Genomic DNA, 18,708 nt, shown 5'->3' with positions numbered 1-18,708 from the left:
CCCTAATTACCACTCACGACAAGCCGCGGCAGACCACCCAAGCCCGACGCACCTCTCAGGGCACCTGGGCCGCGAGGGTCTTCGGCGCCACCAGGCGATAGGCCTCCCGCACGATCCGGTCGACTTCGTCCCAGTCGACGTCGACGTCCAGCCGCACGCCCAGCCAGCCGCGGTGTCCGACGTACGGCGGCCGGAAGAAGCGCTCCGGCTCGGTGCGCACCAGCTCCTCCTGCACCCCGGGCGGCGCCGGGCACCAGAAGGCGAGCTTGTCGTCGTGGTGGCGGTCGGCGAACATCACGAACGTCTTCCGGCCGCGGACGAACCAGGCCGGTTCGCCGTGGGAAAGCCGCTCGGTCGTCTCCGGCAGCGCCAGGCACACCTTCCGCAACGCGTCCAGCTGCTCCATCCCGCCAGGCTACGATGTCACGCTGAGGGAGGGATCGATCATGCTGCGTGACAGCCGCGCCTGGCTGCTCCGGTTCGCCGAGCTGCGGTACCACGGGTTCTCGGGCACGCCGGTGGTCGAGATCGACCCCGCGCAGTGGGGCCTGGACTCCACGGCCGTCCGGCAGGCCGCGGCCTCGCGCCGGTACCGCGAAACCCCGCCGGTTCGGCCCGGATTCCTGCGGTTCGAGTTCGCGCCCGCGTTCTTCCCGCCGCACTTCGACCGGGGCCCCGGCACCGGCGGCGCCCGACGCAGGCTCGCGAAGCTGCTCGCCCGGCAGGACCAGTTCTGGGCCAGCCTGCGGCGGTTGCGGCTGGGCCGTGACGACGTCGCCGCGACCGCGGCGGCGGCCGGAATGACGGTCGTGGCCGAGGTCGCCGACCCCACCGACCGGCTGCTGTTGCTGCGGCGCACCGGCCTGCCGGACGAGGAGCTGCGGCCGCGCACCACCGGGTACCGGGTGGGCGTGGTCCAGGGCGTCGCCGCGGTCGTCTGCGTCCTGGGCGTCGGCGTGGGCACCTGGTTCGCGGCGCAGTCCGGCCGCACCTGGCCGCTCCTGCTGATCCCGGTCGCCTTGGCCGCCGTCGTCGGCGTGCAGCTCCTGATCCGCGCGATCGCCGGCCGGTCACCGCGCATGCCGTGGCTGGACGCGCCGTTCGACGGCAGCCCGCAGGTGCTCGTGCCGCCTCCGCCGTCGCTGTCCACCGAGCTGCTCGGCGAGGTCGCCGCGCGGTACGGCTACTTCTTCGGCGGTCACCACGACTCCGGCCGCGGCAACACGCAGCTCCTCTTCGCCAAGTGCCGTCCCGGCCTGGTGTTCGGCCACCCCGCGCCCGCGGTGTTCACGCCGCCTGCCGAGCCGCCCGGCCGGGAGCAGTGGCTGCGCAACCACCTCGACGGCCGCGGCGAGCTGTGGGTGAGCGTCCGGCACGCGAAGCTGACCCCGGCCCGCATTGCCGAGATCGCGGGCAGCGAAGGATTCGCCGCCGTGGCGGAGTTCGCCGACCGCACCGACGTGATCCTGCTGCTGCGCCGCACCACCCCGTCCCCGCCGGTGGCCGGGCGGCGGTTCCGGATGTCGTGCGCCGGCTTCGCCGCCCCGGTGCTGTGGGCGGTGCTGTGCTTCGGCGGCGGCGCCCTCACCGGCGCGATCACCGGCGAGGAGCGCGTCTTCGCGATCGGCTTCGGCCTCGCGGTGCTGGGCGTGCCGCCGCTGCTGTGGGTACTGCGGGCCTTTCCCCGTTCGGCACGCGTCGGCTGGCTGGCCGGCGAGTTCGACGGCAGCGACGGCGTGACGTTCTTCTCCGGCCAGTTCGACGTCTCGCCGGAGCTGACCCGCCAGATCGCCGCGTTCCACGGCTACTTCCTCCGCAGCGAGACGTCGACCCGGGCCCAGGGCAGGCTCGTCACCTACGCCAAGCTGCGCTAGAGGGCGATCACCAGAACGCCGATCCACGCGATCACCACGCCGCCCGCCGCGCCGTAGGCGGCCCAGCGCAGGATCGGCGTGCGGCGGATCAGCCACAGCGACGGCGTGATTCCCGCCGTCACGATGACCGACGCCACCAGCGCCAGCCAGCCGTTGGTCTGCCGCGCCAGCGTCGTGGCCAGCGCGAGCATCGCGACGACGACCACCGCCGCGATGAACGCCGAGACCGTCAGGCCGGTCAGCCACGGCGTCGGCTCGTCCGGCGGGCCCGGCGGCCCCAGCACCGACCGGAGGAACCGCTGGCCCGGCCGGTCCTCGGCGCGGGCCGGCGGCTCGACGACCGTCTCGGCGCCGGTCACCGGGTCCACGAACCGGACGGTCGTGCCCATCACCGAGGCCAGCCGCGTGGCCAGCTGGCGGCCGCGCTGCGACACCACCGAGCCTGCCTCCGCGCCGGAGCCGGCGGTGACCGCCGCGGCGACGCGGGCCCACTCGTGCAGGGCCTGTGCCAGGTCGGCGCCGATCGCCAGCTTGTGCGGGTCCACCTCGCGCGCGTGCTCCCCGCCGGGGCCGGCCAGCACGGCGCGCTCGCCGCGGATCCGCAGCTCCATGGGGATCACCTTAGCCACCCGGAGCCAGTTCGTAGAAGGCGACGGCGGCGGCCGTGGCGATGTTGAGTGAATCGACTCCCGCGGGCATGGGTATCCGGACGGCGTGATCAGCCGCCGCGAGCGCCGTTTCGGTCAGCCCGGGACCTTCGGCGCCGAAGAGCAACGCCACCCGGCCGGGCGCGTGCCTGCGCAGCTCGCGCAGCGGGATCGAGCCGGGGCGCGGGGTGAACGCCGCGACGGAGAACCCGCGTGCCCGCAGGTCGTCGAGCCCGCCCGGCCAGTCGGTCAGCGGACCGAACGGGACGCGCAGGACGTGCCCCATCGACACGCGCACGCTGCGCCGGTACAGCGGGTCGGAGCAGCCGGGCCCGAGCAGCACGCCGCCGACGCCGAGCGCGGCCGCGTTGCGGAAGAGCGCGCCGAGGTTTTCGTGGTCCCCCACGCCTTCCAGCACGGCGATGGTGTCCGCCCCGGCCACGACCTCGGAAACCGTCAGCGGCGCCGGCCGGTCGGCCACGGCGAGGATCCCGCGGTTGAGGTGGAAGCCCACCACCTCGGCCATGACCTCCGCGGAGGTGACGTACTGGGGCACGTCGAGGCCGTCGAGTTCGCCCGCCAGCTCGTCGAAGCGGCGGCGCACGCCCAGCAGCGCGCGCACCGGGTAGCGGGACGCCAGCAGCCGGGACACCACGACGGTGCCTTCGGCGATGACCAGCCCCCGGCCGCCCGGCCGGTCGGGGCGGCGGTCCGCTGTGGACAAATCACGGAAATCGTCGACTCGAGGGTCCGCGGAGTCCTCGACGTGGATCAAGCCCATTCGCCCAGTCTGTCACCCGCTTGCCGGGCGCCCGGCTGGTCCGAACGTCGAACCGGCGGTGGTACGAACGGGTTCATTTTGCTTTGGGTCAACCCCCCGTGACGGAGAGCACCAGTTTGGCCGCTAGCCCGGCTGCATCGCCTGTGAAACGGTTGTCCGCCGGGGCCGGAAACACGTCCTAGTTCCACGCCGACGCAAAGCAGGGATGGTCATGGGGATGGACCTCGCGGCTCAACCGAACACGCTGGACCGCGGAAGGTACCGCCGGAAGGTGCAGCGCTGCCTCGACACGCTGGCCCGCATGCTCACCGACGGCAGCTTTTCGTTCCCCCGCAAGAACATCGGGCTCGAAGTCGAGCTGAACCTCGTCGACCGCGAGCTGCGCCCGTCGATGACGAACACCGCGGTGCTGGAGGCGCTGGACGACCCGTCGTTCACCACCGAGCTGGGCCAGCACAACATCGAGCTGAACGTGCCGCCGCGGCCGCTGGCCGGCGATTCGGCCCTGCAGCTGGAGAACGATCTCCGCGCGTACCTCGACACCGCCGCGGCGCGGGCCCGCGACACCGGGTCGGCCGTGGCCATGATCGGCATCCTGCCGACGTTGAAGCACGAGCACTTCGACCAGAAGTGGCTCACCAACAAGACCCGCTACGCCACGCTGAACGACCAGATCTTCGCCGCCCGCGGCGAACGCACGGTGCTGGCCATGGAGGGCGCGGCGCTGCCGGGCCAGCAGCCCGAACGCCTGCGCAGCTACGCCGAATCGATCCTGCCGGAGGCGGCGTGCACCAGCGTGCAGCTGCACCTGCAGGTCGCGCCGGAGGAGTTCGCCGCGCACTGGAACGCGGCGCAGTGCCTGGCCGGGCTGCAGATCGCGCTCGCGTCGAATTCGCCGTTCCTGCTGGGGAAGGCGCTGTGGCACGAGACGCGGATCCCGTTGTTCCTGCAGGCGACCGACACCCGGCCGGAAGAGCTGAAGAACCAGGGCGTGCGGCCGCGCGTGTGGTTCGGCGAACGCTGGATCACGTCGATCTTCGACTTGTTCGAGGAAAACGTCCGGTATTTCCCCGGCCTGCTCCCGGAAACCGACGCCGAGGACCCGATCGAGGCACTCGACGCGGGCCAGGCGCCGAAGCTGACCGAGCTGCGGATGCACAACGGCACCATCTGGCGCTGGAACCGCCCGGTGTACGACGTCGTCGACGGCCTGCCGCACCTGCGTGTCGAGAACCGGGTGCTGCCGGCGGGCCCGACGGTCGTCGACACGGTGGCGAACGCGGCGTTCTTCTACGGCGCCCAGCGCGCGCTGGCCGAGGCGGAACGCCCGGTGTGGACCCAGATGTCGTTCCAGGCCGCGGAGGAGAACCTCTACGCGGGTGCGCGCCGCGGCTTCGACGCGCAGCTGTACTGGCCGGGCATCGGCTGGGTCCCGCCGGACGAGCTGACCCTGCGCGTGCTGCTGCCGCTGGCCCACGAGGGGCTGCGCCGCTCCGACGTCTCCGACGAGGCCCGCGAGCGCTACCTCGGGATCATCGAGCGCCGCTGCCTGGCGCGGCGGACCGGCGCGACCTGGCAGCGCGACTACGTCGTGCGCGCGCAGGAACGCGGAATGGACCGCGAGACGGCGCTGACCCGGATGCTGGGGCGCTACCTGGAGCTGTCGGAGGCGGGCGAGCCGGTGCACACCTGGCCGTCCGGCGAATGAGGCTAGCCTGGGCGGATGCCGAAGATTCTCGGTGAGTCGCTGGAGGCGCACCGGCGTGAGGTGCGGGCGCGGGTCTTCGACGTCCTGCGCACGCAGCTCTACGAACGCGGCTTCGACGCCATCACGCTCGCCGGGGTCGCGGCCGCGGCGGGCGTCGGGCGGACCGCGCTGTACAACCACTTCCCCGACAAGGAGAGCCTGCTGGTCGCCTTCGTCGAGGACGAAGCCGCCCGGTACGTCACGCGGCTGACCGAAGCCGTCGAGGCACAGGCCGACCCGGCCGACCAGCTGGCCACGTTCGTCCGGCTGCAGCTGCGCGTGCTGGCCGAGTACCACATGCCGCCGGGCACGGCACTCGCGTCGGCGCTGGCACCCGCGGCGTACCGGCGGATCAGCGCGCACGCCGACCCGATCACCGACCGGCTGCGCGCGATCCTCGCCTGCGGCGTCGACCTCGGCCGCTGGCCCGCCGAGGACCCGGACGTCCTGATCCCGATGATCACCGCGGCGCTGGGCAACCGGGCGCTGGTCGACGGGCCGCCGGAGCAGCTGGACGACGTCGTCGAAGGGGCCGTGCGGTTCGTGCTGCGAGCGGTCGGCGCGTCGATTTAGGGTGGCCTAAGCCCGGTTCGTGCCCTACGATCTTTCTGACAGCGTGTCAGATCGATCGCCGGGAGGCTGCGCTCATGTCGGTGACCACGGACACCCGCCCCTTCTCGGCGGCGCTGCGCGCGTCGACGCTCGAAGTCCACGACCGGGCGAACTACTCGGCGTACATGCGGGCCCTGCTCGGCGGCGAGCTGACCCAGGACGGCTACACGCAGCTGGCGATCCAGTACTACTTCGTCTACGGCGCGATCGAGGCGGCGAGCGACGCGATGGCGGGCGACCCGGTCGGCGGCGAGTTCGTCTTCGACGAGCTGCGGCGGCTGCCCAACATCGAGCGCGACCTCGCCCACCTGGTGGGCCCGGACTGGCGCTCGGCCATCACGCCACTGGCCTCGACGCAGGCGTACGTCGATCGCGTGCGCGAAGCGTCTTCGTGGGCGGGCGGGTACGTGGCCCACCACTACACGCGCTACCTCGGCGACATCGCGGGCGGCCAGGTGATCCGCCGGACACTGGAGCAGAAGTACGGCCTCACCCAGGCGGGCGCGCTGTTCTACCACTTCGACGGGATCGGCAGCGCGCCCCGGTTCCGGGACGCCTACCGCGCGAAACTGGACAACGCGCCGTGGGACGAGGCCGAGCGGGCACGGGTCATCGACGAGGCACTGGTGGCGTTCGAGTGCAACGTCGCGGTGTTCGACGAGCTGGCGCTGCGGCTGGACGAGTTCCGCGCGGAATGATCGCGGTCACACGTCGTTGACCTCCAGTTAGCTTCAGGTTGCAGGCTCGGTTTCGAGAGGGGTACCCCCGGGGTACGCCACTCACGAACCGCCGTCCCGCTGCAACATCCGGGGCTCCGCCCCGGGCCGGGGGCTCCGCCACCCGGACCCCCCGAATTGGTGTGACGGCCACCCGCCCCCGCTCGCCGCGAGGGGGCGTGTGCTACTAGGTTCGGTACCGGAAACTTGCGTCGAAGACAGTAAGGAGGGCCAATGGCCCGCTACGAGCTGCCCGATCTCGACTACGACTACGGCGCTCTCGCGCCGCACATCTCCGGCGAGATCAACGAGCTGCACCACAGCAAGCACCACGCGACCTACGTCAAGGGCGCGAACGACACGCTCGAGAAGCTCGAAGCCGCCCGCGAAGCGAACGACTTCGGCTCGATCGTCGGCCTGGAGACCACGCTGGCCTTCAACCTGGCCGGGCACGCGAACCACGTCGTGTGGTGGAAGATCCTGTCGCCGGAGGGTGGCGACAAGCCGACCGGCGAGCTGGCCGCGGCGATCGACGAGGCGTTCGGCTCGTTCGACAAGTTCAAGGCGCAGTTCACCGCCGTCTCCACCACGATCCAGGGCAACGGCTGGGGCGCGCTGTCCTGGGACCCGATCGGCAAGACGCTGATCACCCAGCAGCTGCGCGACCACCACAACAACCTGATCCTGCCGACCGTGCCGATCCTGCTGGTCGACGTCTGGGAGCACGCGTTCTACCTGGACTACAAGAACGTGAAGCCGGACTACGTCAAGGCCCTGTGGAACATCTTCAACTGGGCCGAGATCAGCAAGCGCTTCGACAACGCCGTCGCCGGCGGCAACGGCCTGCTGCTCGGCTGAGCTGCTCCACCGGACGGGGTCCTTCCTTCGCGGAAGGGCCCCGTTTTCGTCGGCGTGAAATCGCTTGACCTCCAGTGCGCTCGAAGTGTTTCAGTGGAGAACATGAACGTCGACGAGTACCTGGCCCGCCTGAACGCGGAGCGGCCCGCGGCGGCCGACCTCGCGACACTGCGTCACCTGCAGGAACGCCACCTGGCAGCCGTCCCCTTCGAGAACCTGAGCATCCACCTCGGCGAGCACGTCTCCCTGGCCGAGGACGTCCTGTTCGACAAGATCGTCCGCCGCCGCCGCGGCGGATTCTGCTACGAGCTGAACGGCCTGTTCGCGGCCCTGCTGCGCGAACTGGGCTTCACGGCATCCCTGCACGCGGCCCAGGTCTTCCGCCCCGACGGCACGCTGGGCCCACCCCTGGACCACGCGGCGATCGTGGTCGAGCTGGCGGAGCCATGGCTGGTGGACGTGGGCTTCGGCCGGTTCGCCCGCCACCCGCTGCGCCTGTCCGGAGTGGACGCCCAAAGCGACCCGGAGGGCGAGTTCCTCCTGCTGGACACCCCCGACGGCGACATAGACGTACTGCTGGACGGCAAGCCCCAGTACCGCCTGGAGCGCCGCCGCCGCCCGCTGGCCGACTTCGTCCCGATGGCGTGGTGGCAGTCGACGTCCCCGGAGTCACACTTCACGCGGTCCCTGACGTGCTCCCGCCCGACGTCCCAGGGCCGGGTGACGCTGTCGGGAAGCAAGCTGATCGAGACGGTCGACGGGGTCCGCAACGAGGTCGAGCTGCCAACGGAAGCGGCAATCCGCATGGCGTACCGCGTCTACTTCGGCCTCCCCTTGACCCGCCTGCCGACACCACCGGGTGAGATCCCCTTGACGCCCCGGGCGGACCACCCGGACACTGCCGTCCACGCGCAATGAACGGAGCCCCGGCACCGGGGTTCCCAGTGCCGGGGCTCCGCCCGTTCCCGAACTGACTGCCGCTCCCACCACGAAGCGGACATGTATGAGGTTAGCCTAACCTCACCTCCCACGGCAAGGGGTGGGCGGCGGAGACCCGGATCTCACCTCTTCGGGTGACACAACCCCCTCGAACCCCCGATTTTTGTCGGTGCGTGCCGATACGGTCACGGCGTGAACATGAGGGGGACGCAGCAGAAGAAAGACACCACAGTCTTGATCGCCGTGGTGCTCACAGTGGTATTCGCGCTGACAGCCGGAACGGCCTGGTTCCTGACCCGCGACACACCCGAAGCGCCACCCAGGGCCTTACCGTCGCCATGGCCAAGAGCGGGCAGCGAGGCAGTCCGGCCGGTGCCGATGCCGACCGGTGAGCTGGCCGCGGCCCTCCCCGCCGGCACCGCCGGCCACGTGCTCTGCAGCGCCGTCCCGGAGGAGACGTGGCGTGGGGTGCTGGGCGGCCCGGTCCTGCGCGAGGTCGCCGTCACGTCCTGCCACGTGGTCACCGCCGACCTGGACGTCACCGCGGGCACCTACGACCGGGTGCCGTTCGGCGGGGTCGAACCGGCCGAAGTCACCGTGGCCGGGCACCGCGGCACGGTGACGAAGAGCCCCGCGAAACCCGCCATGGACGCGATGCTGACCGTCCCGCTCGCCGCCACCAGCGAGCGCTGGGCGGCACCCACCCTGTGGATCCGGGTCGCGAACCAGCTGGGCGTCCGCACCGAACGCGACTTCCGTGGCATGGCGGAAGCGCTCGGCACCGCGATGACCGCGGCGATCACCAGCCCGGGGCCGTCACTACCGACCGAGGAGGAGAAACGCCACCCAGCCGAGCTGACGCCGATTGCCGGCACCGGCATCGCCGACGCGCCCTATCCGCTGATCATGCGCCAGCTCTGCACCCAGCTGGCCCGGGCGCTGGGCCGTCCACTGGACGAAACCGAACCCGAGTGGCCCGGCACGTGCAGGCACAAGCGCGACGGGGTCGAGGTCAAGCTCTCGTACAGCGCCCGCAGCCCGGCGAAGCACTTCGGCGACCGCATCGCGGGCCGCCCGGCGGACGTGTCCGAACCGGGAGGTGCCGCCGAAGTCCGGCTCGTCGACGGCTCCGACCAGACCCTCGTCATCCAGCTGAACGACTTCGACCGGTCCACGCCGGGCGTACGGGCCTTCGCCGAGAAGGTGGTGCCACCCCTGCTCGGCCGTTAGGGTCCTAGATCCCCGCGCCACGGCCGAAGCGGAACAGCCGCTTCCACGGCCGCTGGGGCGCAACGCCCGGCTTGGTCACCACACCGGCGTAAACCCGCTGCGCGGAGACGACCGGCCGGCGCAGGATCGACTCGAACCACGCCGCGCACTCGGCCGCCACCTGCCCGGGTTCGCCGCGTACGTCGAGGGCGTCCGGCGTCGGCTCGTCCGGCAGCTCGTGCAGGCAGCTGTGCAGCAGGTCGCCCTGTGCGTGCCCGTCGCGGTAGTGGACGCCGAACTCGGCCAGCTGGACGTTCCGGTCACTGATCGACACGACGGCGAGCAGGCAGGGGTGCTCCTCCTCGTCCCGGTTCGCCCAGCTGGCGGCGTATCCGACGTCCCACTGCACGGCGGCCTGCTGGAGCGCGGTGAGGAAGGCCTGCTCGTCCGGCCTGAGCTCGTCGCAGCCCGGGTCCGGCTGGAACCACCGCGTCCACTTCTCCATGACGCCGAGGCTACGGCCGCTGCCAGGACGCCGACCAGCGAAATACTCAGACCTTGGCCCGCTTCAGCACCCGCAGCCCGAAGCCCCGCTTCACCGGCCAGGAAACCCCGCCGCGGCGGATCAGGACCACCGCGCACACCACCGCGGCCAGCGCGGAGATCGCGCCGCCGATGGCGAACGGGGACCGGCCGCCGAACGCCTGGGCCATCCAGCCGACCATCGGGCCGCCGATCGGGTTGCCGCCGATCAGGACCAGCACGTACAGGCCCATCACGCGGCCGCGCATCTCGGGGCTGACCGACGTCTGCACCAGCGCGTTGGCCGTGTTGAGGAACGTCATCGTGGCGAAGCCGAGCGGAATCAGGCCGAGGCCGAACGTCAGGTACGTCGGCATGAACGCCGTGATCAGCTCGAACACGCCGAGGAAGAACGCCGACACCAGCATCAGCCGGACGCGAGGCCGCCCCTTGGTCCCGCGGCGAGCCGACATCACCGCGCCGGTGAAGGTGCCCACCGCGACCAGCGTGGACAGCAGCCCGTAGCCGTCCGCCGCGGTGTGGAACACGTTCGCCGCGACGATCGGCAGCGAGCTGAAGTACGTGATGCCGAACGTGCTGACGAACAGCACCAGCACCATCACCGTCATCAGGTCCGACCGGCGGCGGACGTACCGCAGGCCCTCGGCCAGCTGTCCCTTCTCGCGCGGGACCGCCGCGACGCGGAACAGCCTGTCCGGGTTCATCAGGATCAGCCCGACGATGACCGCGACCGTGCTGAGCGCGTTCGCGACGAACAGCCAGCCGGTGCCGATCCAGGTGATCGCGAACCCGGCGATCGCCGGGCCGACGATGCGCGCCATGTTGAAGATCGACGAGTTCAGCGCGACGGCGTTGGCGACCTGGTCGCGGCCCACCATCTCGGCCACGAACGACTGCCGCGTCGGCACTTCGAGCGCCGCCGTCACGCCGAGGGTGAAGCACAGGACGTAGACGTGCCACAGCGCGGCGATCCCGGTCAGGTCGAGCACGCCGAGGACGACCGCCTGGGCGCAGGCCGCCGTCTGGATCCAGGTGAGCAGCCGCCGCTTGTCGACGCGGTCGGCGAGGACGCCTGCCCACAGCGAGAGGAACAGCGTCGGCGTGAACTGCAGCGCCACCGCGACGCCGAGCGCGATCGGGTTGTTGCCGCTGAGGGTGAACACCAGCCAGTCCTGGGCGATGCGCTGCATCCAGGTGCCGATGTTCGAGATGACCTGGCCGGTGAAGAACAGCCGGTAGTTGCGGACGCGCAGCGAGGCGAACATGCCGCCGCGCTGGGAAGACGGCGGCGAAGCGGACGGCGGTGGGGCCGTTTCCCGGGTAGCAGTGGTCTGGATCGAACGCTTCGTTTCGCTACCCGTGGCCGTCACCGTGGTTAGTTCCCCGCCATCCTGTCGATGATTTCGGCGGCTTTGGAGAGCACTTCGCGCTCTTCGTCGCCGAGTTCCGCCAATTGCCGGTCCAGCCATGCCTCCCGCACCGAGATGGCCTTGCGAACGTAGGCCAGCCCGCTCTCGGACAACTCGACGATGGCTTGCCTGCCGTCGGTCGGGTGCGGGCGCCGCTCGACATACCCCAGGTCCTCGAGCGCGGCGATCACCCTCGTCATCGAAGGTGGCTGGACGCCTTCCTTCGCGGCGAGCTGACCGGGGGTCAGCGCACCGCACTTGTGCAGGGTGGACAGCGCGGCGACCTGTGTCAGCGTGAGGTCGTCCCCGACGCGCTGTGCCCGGAGCCGGCGGTTGAGCCGGACCACCGCGAGACGCAGACGGCTCGCCAGGGAGCGCTCGTGCGTGTCGCCGGACATATAGTTAGCATACCTTACGAAACTTCCGGCGAACGGGTGATCTCCGTCAACCCGGAGCGCGCCCAAGCGTCCTTCTCTCAGGACGACTGGGGGTCTGATGAACCGGAAGCTGGTGGGCTCGGCCGTGGTCGGCGCGGCGGCCCTGGTGATCGTGGTGGCGCAGTTCGCCGGTGGCGAGGACGCATCGAAGGCCGCGCCCCCGCCCACGGCCACCATGCCGACGGCCACGACGCTGCCGTACCAGCAGTCGTTCGAGGTCTACCGGTTCCCGCACGCCGAGGGCGACGAGGGCTGGCCGATGCAGATCCCGGTGCCGACCGGCTGGACCGAGACGCACGACGAGAACCGCGCGACCTACCGCAGCGGCGAGTTCGTGCTGGAGACCGACCGCGCGCCACTCGGGCAGCGGGACCCGATGCTCGCCCTCGCGTCGGCCGAGCAGACCACCCGCCGCCCCGGCTACCGGCTGCACGCGGTCACCACCCACCCACCCGTCGGTGGCTACCCCGCCGCCAAATGGGAGTACTCCTACCAGCGCGACGGCAGCACCCGGCAGGTGCGGGAAGTCTGGATCGCCGTCCGGGACGCCATGATCACCATCCGTTACGACGCGCCGGAGTCCCAGTTCACCGAGCACGTCAAGGTCATCGACGACGCACTGAGGATCAGCGGCCCCCGCTGATCACCGGAACGCGGCCTGCAGCGGCCCGACCGCGAAGTACGCCACGAACGCCAGCGCGATCGCCCACATCAGCGGGTGCACCTGGCGGGCCTTGCCGGTGGCCGCGCGGATCACGACGTAGCTGACGAAGCCCGCGCCGATGCCGTTGGCGATCGAGTAGGTGAACGGCATGACGACGATGGTCAGGAACGCCGGCAGCGCGATCGAGAAGTCGGTGAAGTCGATCTCGCGGACCTGCGACATCAGCATCGCGCCGACCACGACCAGCGCCGGCGCGGCCGCCTCGACCGGCACCACCTGGTACAGCGGGGTCAGGAACATCGCGGCGAGGAAGAGCACGCCGGTGACGACGTTCGCCAGGCCGGTCCGCGCGCCCTCGGCGATACCGGACGCCGACTCGACGAACACCGTGTTGGAGCTGGCCGAGCCGAACCCGCCCGCGGCACCCGCGAGGCCCTCGACGAACAGCGCCTTGCCGACGTTGGGCAGCTGGCCGTCCTTCGGCAGCAGGCTGGCCTCCTTCGCGAGGCCGGTCATGGTGCCCATCGCGTCGAAGAAGTCGGCGAGCACCAGGGTGAACACCAGCAGGACGACGGTGATGATCGGCAGCCGCGTCCATGCGCCGAACGAGACGTCGCCGACCAGCGAGAGGTTCGGCAGGCCGAGGACCTGGTCCGGCAGCGCCGGGTAGCCGAGGTTCCAGCCCTTCGGGTTCGTGCCCTGCGACGGCCCGGCCTTGACGATCGCCTCGACGACGATGGCCAGCACGGTCGAGGTGAGCACGCCGATCAGGATCGCGCCCTTGACCTTGCGCACGACCAGGATGCCGGTGACCAGCAGGCCGACGACGAACACCGCGGTCGGCCACGACGCGATCGAGCCGTTGATGCCAAGGCCCACCGGGACGGTGGTGTGCGCGGCGTCCGGCAGCCGGCGCACGAACCCGGCGTCCACCAGGCCGATCAGGCAGATGAACACGCCGATGCCGACGGCGATCGCGGACTTCAGCGCGGCCGGCACGGCCCGGAACACCGCGGTGCGGAAGCCGGTGAGCACGAGCAGCACGATGATCACGCCCTCGATGACCACCAGGCCCATCGCCTCGGGCCAGGTCATCTGCGGGGCGATGGTGACCGCGACCAGGCTGTTGATGCCCAGGCCGGTCGCGATCGCGAAGGGGTAGTTCGCGACCAGGCCCATGAGGATGGTCATGACGCCGGCGACCAGCGCGGTCACCGCGGCGACCTGCGGGACGGGCAGGATGCCGCCGAGGAGGTCCTTGTGCGCACCCGCGTCGTCGGCCGAGAAACTGCCGATGATCAGCGGGTTCAGCACCACGATGTAGGCCATCGTGACGAAGGTGACCAGCCCGCCGCGCAGCTCGCGCGACACGGTCGAACCCCGCTCGGTGATCTTGAAGAACCGGTCCAGTGTGGACGTCCCGGTGCGGGTCGTCTCCTGCTCCGCCATTCGCCTGCCCATTCTCTCGCTGCTGCGGAGTACCCTGCACCTCGTGAGTGAACCGATCAATCCACCGGAGGTTACGGGCTCGTTGCGGCACACGCCGGAGCTGCCCAAGAAGCTGACCGACCTGACGCCGGTGGTGATCGTAGGCACTTCGATCTGGGCTGTCGCACTGGTGGTGCTCTTCTTCACGACTTCGGGGCTGTGGGTGCAGACGGCGCTGTCCGGGTTCGGGCTCGGTTTCGTCGGCATGGCGATCATCGCGTGGCAGCGCGCCGCCGCCCGGCGCGGCTCGAAGTCGGCCCAGCGGCTCTGAGGGTTGCGGCCTACGCCAGCAGCGTCCGCGGCGAGGGGTCGTCGAGCAGCGCCGTGATCAGGTGCCGGTCCGGCCAGCGCCCCGCCGCCCAGGCGAAGGCGCGTGCCAGGCCTTCCGACGTGTCGGCCGCGTGCAGCCGGTCATCGGACCACCACTGGACGTCGTGATCGGCACCCTGGATGTGCACGGTGAGCGGGTCGTGCACCAGGACCCCGCCCTCGGGCAGCCGGATGCCGAGCTGGTCCGCGACGAGCTTCAGCGCGGGCAGTTCACTCCACGGCACGTACTCGCCTTCGCTGGCCACCTGGGCTTCTTCGGTGCTCGCGAGTGGCAGGTCCAGCAGCTCCGCCAGCCGTTCCGGCTCGTCCGGGGCGACGACGTACCGGTCCGCTTCGAGCGCCCCGGCCACCCAGGGCACGTCCAGGACGAGTGCGTCGTCCACAACGGACCCGTCGGCGGCCCGGACGGCCCGCGGCACGCCCGGCTCCAGCCCCGACGCCACGACGGCTTCGTAGGCACGCGTGACCAGTCCGGCCGGGACAGTCCGATCCGGATCGGCAAGCCGTGCCAGGAGATCGTCCGCTTCTTCCACTGTGGACAGTGTCAGGTCGGCGCGCACGCCCGCGGCCTTGAGCAGCTCCTCGCCGAGGCCGAGGTCGGGGACCTCGTCGTAGAGCCCGTCGAGATCGGCGTCCGGCAGCCGCCATTCGGCGGGAGCGAGACCGTCGAGCACCGCGTACTGCGCGATCCACCAGGCGGCATGGCCGTGCGCCGCGCGCAGGGCGTGCCAGGTGGCGGGCCGCGCGGCGAGCAGGCGCAGCGCGGCGGGCCAGGCGTCGTCGGCGACGAGGTCGAGGTCCCGGATCGCGACGAGCGTCGACGGCGGCTCCGGCAGCGAGTCCCACCAGGCTTCCTCGTCGGGCAGGTCGTGGTCGGGCTCGTGCGGTTCCTCGTCGACGACCAGCGCGAACGAGTCGAGCACCCCGGCGGCCTTCAGCGTGCTGTCCGGCCAGTCCCCGGCGAAGTCCTCGTCGAGGACGTCCAGCGCACCGTCCTCCTCGAAGACCTCTTCGTCGAAGATGTCCAGCAGCGGCGAGGCAGGCAGGACGAGTTCGTCGGCCCGGCGCCAGGTGTCGGTGCCGGGCAGGGCGAGCGCACCCACCCAGCCCGGCGCGTCGTCGCCGCAGTCGGCAATCAGCCGGAGCACGGCACCGGCGAGCGTCGTACCGTCCAAACCGGACCGGACGTCTTCGACACTGCGTTCGACGGCGTCACGCAGCTGGTCGGCGTTGAGCAGCTCCCGCGCGTCGGCATGCTTGGCGCCCAAGCGTTCCAGCAACGGATGCGACGCGGCAGGGTGCACAAGCCGAAGGCCGGGAATATCCACATCGGACAGCAGTTCGAGCAGTTCGGCGGAGCCCTCGACGAGCAGGCAGCCACGAGCACCCGGCAGCGTCCGGCCGTCGGACAGCGGGACGGGCAGTCCGTCCAATCGGGACGTGGCCAGCGCATGGGTGTCGACGGCGAACGCGAGGGCCGCGTAGACGTCCCGCCACCAGCCCGGCTCGCGCGTGACGCCGGTAAGCGTTTCCAGCACCTCTTCGATGCGGACGACTTGCACCGCAACGGCTTTCAGTGTCTGCACAGGTGCGTCACCCTTGAGCAGCCCGGGAACGATCTCGGCGAGCAGGGCGGGCAGTCCCGGCACCTCGACGTCAAGCACCTTGGCCTGCCGCCCGGAAACCTCGTTACCGTCCTCAGTGGACAGCCATGGTTCCGCGGCCAGATTCGCCAGTACGTCGTCACGCAGCTTGGCGTCCACAGCAGACTTGGGAAACCCGGGCGCCGGAACGAGCGCAAACCGTTTCCCTGGAGGCAGAAGCCTGACGAGACCAACGTATTCGGCGGCGGCCTTCTCGAGCGCGTCGTTCAGCTCGGGTCCGGGAAGTGCGCGCCGCCGCGAAGGCTCGACCGGCACAGAGGCAAGCAGCCGTGCAGGCAGCGAAAGCCCGTCGTCGGTCGGAGTGGGAGCGTGCAGAACGTCTTCATCGAGCGGTTCCGGCGTGCCTTCTTCGTCGACCGGAACGGCCCAGACGACGTCACCGCGATGCGTCAGCCAGCGAGTTTCCCTTTCCGGCCCACGGATTTCGACGACATCCTGATGCACGGTCCGAGTCCACTTGAGACCGTCCACATCGGCCTCGGCGAGCCAAGGAAGGGCAAGGAGAAGATCGGCGATGTCATCCTTGAGCTGGTCGAGCAGAGCCTGCCCGTCAACACCGTCCCGCAGCGGCAGCCGAACTTCGGTGTCATAGCCATCGGGCACCTCGGCGGGCGCGGGCCAGGGCAGCCGCAGGACGGGAACTTCCCCGGAGATGCCGGCGGCTTCGCGGGTCCGTTCGGCGGAGAAGAGGACGCCCCCGCTGGTGGAGAGAACGCGAGGTTCATCGGAGACGGTCCGCACGGCGGCAAAGCCGACCCCGAAGCGCCCGACGGTGTCCCCGGTCTTGCCGGAGGCCCGCAGCGAGGCGAGCGAGGCAACCCCCCGTGAGTCGAGCGGCGCCCCGGTGTTGGCGAACCGCAGTTCGCCGTCCACAAGGGACACTTTGACCCGCCCGGGAGAGCCCCCGGCCATGGCGGCATCGGCGGCATTCTGGGCAAGTTCGACGAAGAGCCGATCCCGGTAGGCACCGACACGCAGATCCCGTTCGACGCTGGTGTCTTCGATGAGCCGGGTGGGCGAGTCCTGCCAGGCCCGCAGAGTGGCGGCCCGAAGCCGCTCGGTGCCGAAGGGATCGGCCCCGAGCGGTTCAGTGGAAGCGCGAGTCACCGGCCACATCACCAGCAGAGTCAACCTCGGCCTGAGCTTCATCGGCCTGGGAGGAAGGTTCGCTCCCACCGTGCTGGGCCTCGGCGGCCGCCGCCGACTCGCGCTCAGGAGCCACATCGGCCTGCGGCGACCCGCCCTCGGCAGCATGCGGTTCGGCGGCGACATCGGCCTGGGCGGGTTCCGACTCGCCGACCCGAGGCTCACCCACGGCAGCCGGAGCCTCGGCGATCGTTTCAGCCTGCACCGGCTCGATCCCGGCGGTCACAGGCGCCTCGGCTGCAGCAGTCTGCTCCACGGCTTCCGTTGGGCTCGGCTCCGCGCTGGCTTCCTCCGGCGCGGAGACCGCATCGGTCGCCACAACCGGAGCCAGCTCCGCCCCGGCGGCCGCCGGCTCGGCGACCACATCGGCGGCCTGGCCTGGTTCGGTCCCGGCAGCTTCCGGCTCCGGGGTCTCGGTGACAGCCGTTTCGGGCGCCTCGGCATCAGCACCAACCGGCTCATGCCCGTGAGTCGGCTCGGTGCGCGCCTCGGTCGCCTCGATCTGCTCCGGCTCGGCGACCGCATCGGTCACCTCCGCCTGGGTCGGCTCCGCTTCCGCAGGCTCGGGAACCTCACTCTCCACCGGCTCGGCGACCGCGCCAGTCGCTTCAGCTGGTGTCGGCTCCGCCTCCACAGACTCCGGCACCTGCGCCTCGGCAACCCCATCGGTCACCTCCGCCTGGGTCGGCTCCGCCCCCGCGGCCTCCGGCGCCTCGGCAACCCCATCGGTCACCTCGGCCTGGGTCGGCTCCGCCTCCGCAGGCTCGGCAACCTCCGTCTCCACCGGCGATACGTCCGACTCCGCCACCGCCGTCTCCGGCTCGGCCGCCGGCGTCTCCACCACCTCCGGGGCCGGGGTGAAGTCCAGCAACGAATCGTCGTACACCAGCTCTGCCACCGGGATCGACGATGTCAGCTCGACCTCGACCTCCGAATGGGCTCCGCAGCCGTACTCCACGTCGACCACGTGGCCGTCCGCTGGGGCTATGTCGTTGCTGCATACCCCGAACACTCCGCGCAGCGAACCCGCCAACGGCACGAAGAACCCGCACGTTCCGCACACGTCCGGGGCGCTGCGGGCCATGTCCGACCGAGGGCCGAACTCGCCCGCGTGCCAGCGGGCCGCCGCCTCTGTGCGGCCGAAGCGGGACAGTACGTGGACTCGGCCCAGTCCTGCCTCGTGGGCCACCTCCTCCACCGCCGGGTCGTCCGACTGGAGGTACGCCGGGGCCAGGCGCGGGTCGTTCTCGTCCGTCGGGAAGATGTCGCCGACGCCGAGGTCGCCCGCGCGGACCCGGCGCTCCCATGGCACCCAGGCCGGCGCGACCAGCGCGTCCGGGCCCGGGACCAGCACCACTTCGCTCACCGTCACCGGCTCGTCTTCGCCCGCCACCGCGACCGTCACCGACCAGCGCCAGCCGCCGTAGCCCGGGACCTGGGCCTCGAACAGGTGACTTGCCGTGACCGCGTCCTCGCGGGTGACCCCCACATGGGCGCCCAGCTGCTCCTCGGGTGCGTCCTCGAGCACCGCAGCTCGCGCGAACTCCACCGCGTCGGCGAGCTTGCGCTGCACGGAACCGTCGTCCAGGGTCAGCAGCAAAGTCATGCGGCCAATTGTGCCGCACGCATCCGCGACGCCCGTGC

At 71.0% G+C, this 18,708-nt stretch carries 18 protein-coding genes; 9 read left to right on the top strand and 9 right to left on the bottom strand.

What is annotated here, in order from left to right:
• Positions 1–55: 55 nt before the first annotated feature.
• Positions 56–406, bottom strand: coding sequence for an MmcQ/YjbR family DNA-binding protein (locus ABJI51_RS42745; protein ID WP_348956922.1), 351 nt, complete (start codon positions 404–406; stop codon positions 56–58).
• Between the two features lie 40 nt (positions 407–446).
• Between ABJI51_RS42745 and ABJI51_RS42740 the strand changes: the two genes are divergently transcribed.
• Entirely contained in the window at positions 447–1,874 is a 1,428-nt protein-coding gene (locus ABJI51_RS42740; protein ID WP_348956921.1) for a hypothetical protein, read from the top strand.
• Here the strand turns inward: ABJI51_RS42740 and ABJI51_RS42735 are convergent.
• The gene (locus ABJI51_RS42735; RefSeq protein ID WP_348956920.1) at positions 1,871–2,485 is read right to left on the bottom strand and encodes a DUF2537 domain-containing protein; all 615 of its coding nucleotides are present in this window, start codon (positions 2,483–2,485) and stop codon (positions 1,871–1,873) included. The genes ABJI51_RS42740 and ABJI51_RS42735 overlap by 4 nt on opposite strands.
• 10 nt (positions 2,486–2,495) lie before the next feature.
• Positions 2,496–3,302, bottom strand: coding sequence for a TrmH family RNA methyltransferase (locus ABJI51_RS42730; RefSeq protein WP_348956919.1), 807 nt, complete (start codon positions 3,300–3,302; stop codon positions 2,496–2,498).
• A gap of 211 nt (positions 3,303–3,513) precedes the next feature.
• On the opposite strand from ABJI51_RS42730, the gene ABJI51_RS42725 reads away from it, so the two are divergent.
• The 6 genes from ABJI51_RS42725 (at position 3,514) to ABJI51_RS42700 (ending at position 9,404) form a co-directional block, all read left to right on the top strand.
• A complete protein-coding gene (locus tag ABJI51_RS42725; RefSeq protein WP_348956918.1) occupies positions 3,514–5,010 on the top strand; it encodes a glutamate-cysteine ligase family protein in 1,497 nt (498 codons plus the stop codon).
• A 15-nt stretch (positions 5,011–5,025) separates the two neighbouring features.
• Positions 5,026–5,622, top strand: a complete 597-nt coding sequence (locus ABJI51_RS42720) for a TetR/AcrR family transcriptional regulator (protein ID WP_348956917.1) — start codon at positions 5,026–5,028, stop codon at positions 5,620–5,622.
• Between the two features lie 74 nt (positions 5,623–5,696).
• Positions 5,697–6,359: a biliverdin-producing heme oxygenase gene (locus ABJI51_RS42715; protein ID WP_348956916.1), complete on the top strand. Its 663-nt coding sequence runs from the start codon at positions 5,697–5,699 to the stop codon at positions 6,357–6,359.
• Between the two features lie 252 nt (positions 6,360–6,611).
• Complete coding sequence (locus ABJI51_RS42710) at positions 6,612–7,235, top strand: superoxide dismutase (RefSeq protein WP_072476063.1); 624 nt, start codon at positions 6,612–6,614, stop codon at positions 7,233–7,235.
• Between the two features lie 102 nt (positions 7,236–7,337).
• On the top strand, positions 7,338–8,153 hold the full coding sequence (locus tag ABJI51_RS42705) for an arylamine N-acetyltransferase family protein (RefSeq protein WP_348956915.1): 816 nt from the start codon (positions 7,338–7,340) through the stop codon (positions 8,151–8,153).
• A gap of 393 nt (positions 8,154–8,546) precedes the next feature.
• Positions 8,547–9,404 carry a hypothetical protein gene (locus tag ABJI51_RS42700; protein WP_348956914.1) on the top strand — a complete coding sequence of 286 codons (858 nt, stop codon included), beginning with the start codon at positions 8,547–8,549 and terminating at the stop codon, positions 9,402–9,404.
• Between the two features lie 4 nt (positions 9,405–9,408).
• Here ABJI51_RS42700 and ABJI51_RS42695 read toward each other — a convergent pair whose 3' ends face one another.
• The 3 genes from ABJI51_RS42695 to ABJI51_RS42685 form a co-directional block, all read right to left on the bottom strand.
• Positions 9,409–9,888 (bottom strand): hypothetical protein, encoded by a 480-nt coding sequence (locus tag ABJI51_RS42695; RefSeq protein WP_348956913.1) that lies wholly within the window; start codon positions 9,886–9,888, stop codon positions 9,409–9,411.
• Positions 9,889–9,934: 46 nt separating this feature from the next.
• A complete protein-coding gene (locus ABJI51_RS42690; protein WP_348956912.1) occupies positions 9,935–11,191 on the bottom strand; it encodes an MFS transporter in 1,257 nt (418 codons plus the stop codon).
• A gap of 110 nt (positions 11,192–11,301) precedes the next feature.
• Complete coding sequence (locus ABJI51_RS42685; protein WP_348956911.1) at positions 11,302–11,733, bottom strand: MarR family winged helix-turn-helix transcriptional regulator; 432 nt, start codon at positions 11,731–11,733, stop codon at positions 11,302–11,304.
• Positions 11,734–11,830: 97 nt separating this feature from the next.
• On the opposite strand from ABJI51_RS42685, the gene ABJI51_RS42680 reads away from it, so the two are divergent.
• On the top strand, positions 11,831–12,415 hold the full coding sequence (locus ABJI51_RS42680) for a hypothetical protein (protein WP_348956910.1): 585 nt from the start codon (positions 11,831–11,833) through the stop codon (positions 12,413–12,415).
• On the opposite strand, the gene ABJI51_RS42675 is transcribed toward ABJI51_RS42680, so the two are convergent.
• Complete coding sequence (locus ABJI51_RS42675) at positions 12,416–13,885, bottom strand: NCS2 family permease (protein WP_348956929.1); 1,470 nt, start codon at positions 13,883–13,885, stop codon at positions 12,416–12,418.
• A gap of 82 nt (positions 13,886–13,967) precedes the next feature.
• On the opposite strand from ABJI51_RS42675, the gene ABJI51_RS42670 reads away from it, so the two are divergent.
• Positions 13,968–14,195, top strand: coding sequence for a DUF2530 domain-containing protein (locus tag ABJI51_RS42670; RefSeq protein WP_348956928.1), 228 nt, complete (start codon positions 13,968–13,970; stop codon positions 14,193–14,195).
• A gap of 10 nt (positions 14,196–14,205) precedes the next feature.
• On the opposite strand, the gene ABJI51_RS42665 is transcribed toward ABJI51_RS42670, so the two are convergent.
• Complete coding sequence (locus ABJI51_RS42665; protein WP_348956909.1) at positions 14,206–17,034, bottom strand: sacsin N-terminal ATP-binding-like domain-containing protein; 2,829 nt, start codon at positions 17,032–17,034, stop codon at positions 14,206–14,208.
• On the bottom strand, positions 17,006–18,670 hold the full coding sequence (locus ABJI51_RS43655; protein WP_431605723.1) for a DUF3027 domain-containing protein: 1,665 nt from the start codon (positions 18,668–18,670) through the stop codon (positions 17,006–17,008). Before ABJI51_RS43655 ends, ABJI51_RS42665 begins: the two co-directional genes overlap by 29 nt.
• Positions 18,671–18,708: the final 38 nt, after the last annotated feature.

The organism is Amycolatopsis melonis (assembly GCF_040064235.1).
GTDB lineage: Bacteria > Actinomycetota > Actinomycetes > Mycobacteriales > Pseudonocardiaceae > Amycolatopsis > Amycolatopsis melonis.
Note: the sequence above shows the minus strand (reverse complement) of the source record. Positions and strands in the feature narration are given on the sequence as shown.

Bases quoted from the DNA above. Each gene is read 5' to 3' on its own strand.
- ABJI51_RS42745 (WP_348956922.1), bottom strand. From the start codon at position 406: ATGGAGCAGCTGGACGCGTTGCGGAAGGTGTGCCTGGCGCTGCCGGAG.
- ABJI51_RS42740 (WP_348956921.1), top strand. From the start codon at position 447: ATGCTGCGTGACAGCCGCGCCTGGCTGCTCCGGTTCGCCGAGCTGCGG.
- ABJI51_RS42735 (WP_348956920.1), bottom strand. From the start codon at position 2,485: ATGGAGCTGCGGATCCGCGGCGAGCGCGCCGTGCTGGCCGGCCCCGGC.
- ABJI51_RS42730 (WP_348956919.1), bottom strand. From the start codon at position 3,302: ATGGGCTTGATCCACGTCGAGGACTCCGCGGACCCTCGAGTCGACGAT.
- ABJI51_RS42725 (WP_348956918.1), top strand. From the start codon at position 3,514: ATGGGGATGGACCTCGCGGCTCAACCGAACACGCTGGACCGCGGAAGG.
- ABJI51_RS42720 (WP_348956917.1), top strand. From the start codon at position 5,026: ATGCCGAAGATTCTCGGTGAGTCGCTGGAGGCGCACCGGCGTGAGGTG.
- ABJI51_RS42715 (WP_348956916.1), top strand. From the start codon at position 5,697: ATGTCGGTGACCACGGACACCCGCCCCTTCTCGGCGGCGCTGCGCGCG.
- ABJI51_RS42710 (WP_072476063.1), top strand. From the start codon at position 6,612: ATGGCCCGCTACGAGCTGCCCGATCTCGACTACGACTACGGCGCTCTC.
- ABJI51_RS42705 (WP_348956915.1), top strand. From the start codon at position 7,338: ATGAACGTCGACGAGTACCTGGCCCGCCTGAACGCGGAGCGGCCCGCG.
- ABJI51_RS42695 (WP_348956913.1), bottom strand. From the start codon at position 9,888: ATGGAGAAGTGGACGCGGTGGTTCCAGCCGGACCCGGGCTGCGACGAG.
- ABJI51_RS42690 (WP_348956912.1), bottom strand. From the start codon at position 11,191: ATGTTCGCCTCGCTGCGCGTCCGCAACTACCGGCTGTTCTTCACCGGC.
- ABJI51_RS42685 (WP_348956911.1), bottom strand. From the start codon at position 11,733: ATGTCCGGCGACACGCACGAGCGCTCCCTGGCGAGCCGTCTGCGTCTC.
- ABJI51_RS42680 (WP_348956910.1), top strand. From the start codon at position 11,831: ATGAACCGGAAGCTGGTGGGCTCGGCCGTGGTCGGCGCGGCGGCCCTG.
- ABJI51_RS42675 (WP_348956929.1), bottom strand. From the start codon at position 13,885: ATGGCGGAGCAGGAGACGACCCGCACCGGGACGTCCACACTGGACCGG.
- ABJI51_RS42665 (WP_348956909.1), bottom strand. From the start codon at position 17,034: ATGTGGCCGGTGACTCGCGCTTCCACTGAACCGCTCGGGGCCGATCCC.
- ABJI51_RS43655 (WP_431605723.1), bottom strand. From the start codon at position 18,670: ATGACTTTGCTGCTGACCCTGGACGACGGTTCCGTGCAGCGCAAGCTC.